The sequence below is a fragment of the Bowmanella yangjiangensis genome (assembly GCF_017255015.1).
Lineage (GTDB): Bacteria > Pseudomonadota > Gammaproteobacteria > Enterobacterales > Alteromonadaceae > Bowmanella > Bowmanella yangjiangensis.
The window spans coordinates 1-1771 of record NZ_JAFKCS010000161.1 but is presented as its reverse complement, the minus strand read 5'-3'; the positions used below and the strand labels follow the sequence as shown (position 1 = coordinate 1771).

At 62.5% G+C, this 1771-nt stretch carries 2 protein-coding genes; both read left to right on the top strand.

The window, feature by feature from the left end:
* Positions 1-175: 175 nt before the first annotated feature.
* A complete protein-coding gene (locus tag J0A65_RS22905) occupies positions 176-814 on the top strand; it encodes an SDR family oxidoreductase (RefSeq protein ID WP_206596611.1) in 639 nt (212 codons plus the stop codon).
* Between the two features lie 13 nt (positions 815-827).
* Positions 828-1478 carry a flavodoxin family protein gene (locus J0A65_RS22900; RefSeq protein WP_206596610.1) on the top strand — a complete coding sequence of 217 codons (651 nt, stop codon included), beginning with the start codon at positions 828-830 and terminating at the stop codon, positions 1476-1478.
* Positions 1479-1771 lie beyond the last annotated feature (293 nt).

Genomic DNA, 1771 nt, shown 5'->3' with positions numbered 1-1771 from the left:
CGCCTACCGCGACGGCTGGGAGATCTATGGCCGGGCGGCATCGCAAGCCAAGCAGATCTTCGTCGCGGTAGGCTGGTCGCACTATGACCTCTACGACCAGCCAGAGCCGGTCGCCCTGGCCATGGCGCAGATCGTGCCGTTCTTCAAACTGCACCTGTAGGACGGCAGATCGGTCATGAAAAGGGTACTCATCCTCGGCGCCACCGGGCAGATCGCCCAATGGGTGGCCCGAGGTCTGGGGCAACACGAAGGTGTTCAGCAGACCTTGCTGCTGCGCAACCCCAGGAAGCTCAGCGGAGAGGAGCCGAACAACGCACAGGTGGTGATCGGCGATGCCCTCGACAAGAAGCTCCTGCGCAAAGTCGTGACCGGGCAGGACATCGTCTACGCCAATCTCGCCGGCGAAGACCTGGACAAACAGGCCCTGGCCATCATCGCCGCCATGCAGAGCGCCGGGGTGAGGCGCCTGATCTTCGTCCTGTCGCTGGGCATCCATGACGAGGTTCCAGGCCGCTTCGGCGAGTGGAACCGCGCCACTATCGGCGAGGACCTCAAGCCCTACCGCCGGGCTGCGGATGCCATCGCGGCCTCGGGCCTGGACTTCACCATCCTGCGCCCGGCCTGGCTGACCGACGAGCACGAGGTGGACTACGAGCTCACCGGCAAAGGCGAGCCCTTCAGCGGCACCGTGGTTTCACGCAAGAGCGTGGCCGACCTGATCGTGCAGATCATCAAGCAGCCCACATTGCACATTGGCGCCGACCTCGGGGTGAACAAGCCCGGCAGCGACGGCGACAAACCATACTTCATGTAAAGCGAGGCCGACGATGTTCAAGTGGATCGCCCTGTTGCTGGGAGTGCCTATCGCCGTGGTGATACTGGAGCTGCTGGCGGTCACCTGGATAGAAAGCCTGCAGGCGCGCCAGCTGGCAAGTCGACAGCCCGAAGTCAATCCGCGGGACGAGGCCCGTACGGCCGTGGTGTATTTCTCCCGCTCGGGCAATACCGCACTGGCCGCACGGCAGATCGCCAGGCACCTTGAAGCCCGACTGTTTGCGCTCGAGGCGCCAGCCTATTCGCTTGGCCTGAGCGGTCTGCTGCATGCACTCAAGGACGCCTACAGGCTCAAGGAAAGAGCCGGGGCACTCCCGCAGATCAACCCGAGCAACATCGATCTGGCGTCATTCGATACCGTCTGGCTCGGCTCACCGGTGTGGCTCTACAGCCCCGCGCCACCGCTCTGGAGCTTCGTCGAGCACAACCGCTTCGATGACCAGCACATCGTGCTGTTCAACACGTACAACAGCAACTTTGGCGACGAGCACATTGAGAGGCTCAAGGCCAAGCTGATGGCACGAGGGGCGCGCTCATTCGAGCACCGCCACATCCAGCGTGGGCGCATGAGCCGGCAGACGCCCCCCGAGCAGATGCTTCAGGCTATCGATGAGCAATGGTTCAACGGGCAAACCAGCCCCTGAGGTTCGTTACTGGCCCAGCGCTGCTGCGACCGATACCAGGCTCGGCTACCCGCCCTTCTCCCGCCTGCGTTGTGGAACGCTCTGCCAGGCATCCGCCTGCATCGACTCGGAACAGCTGCATGACAAGGTGGACATCTTGACGCTCAAATCAATTGCCTAAGCAATGATTTGAATTTAAATTACCACGATCCATGTACTGACGAGTCACCCCCATGCCCTCCAAGACCGCCGCCCTCCACGACCTCACCAATGCCCTGCAACCGGTGCGCAGAGCCTGGAAAAAAGCGGTCTCT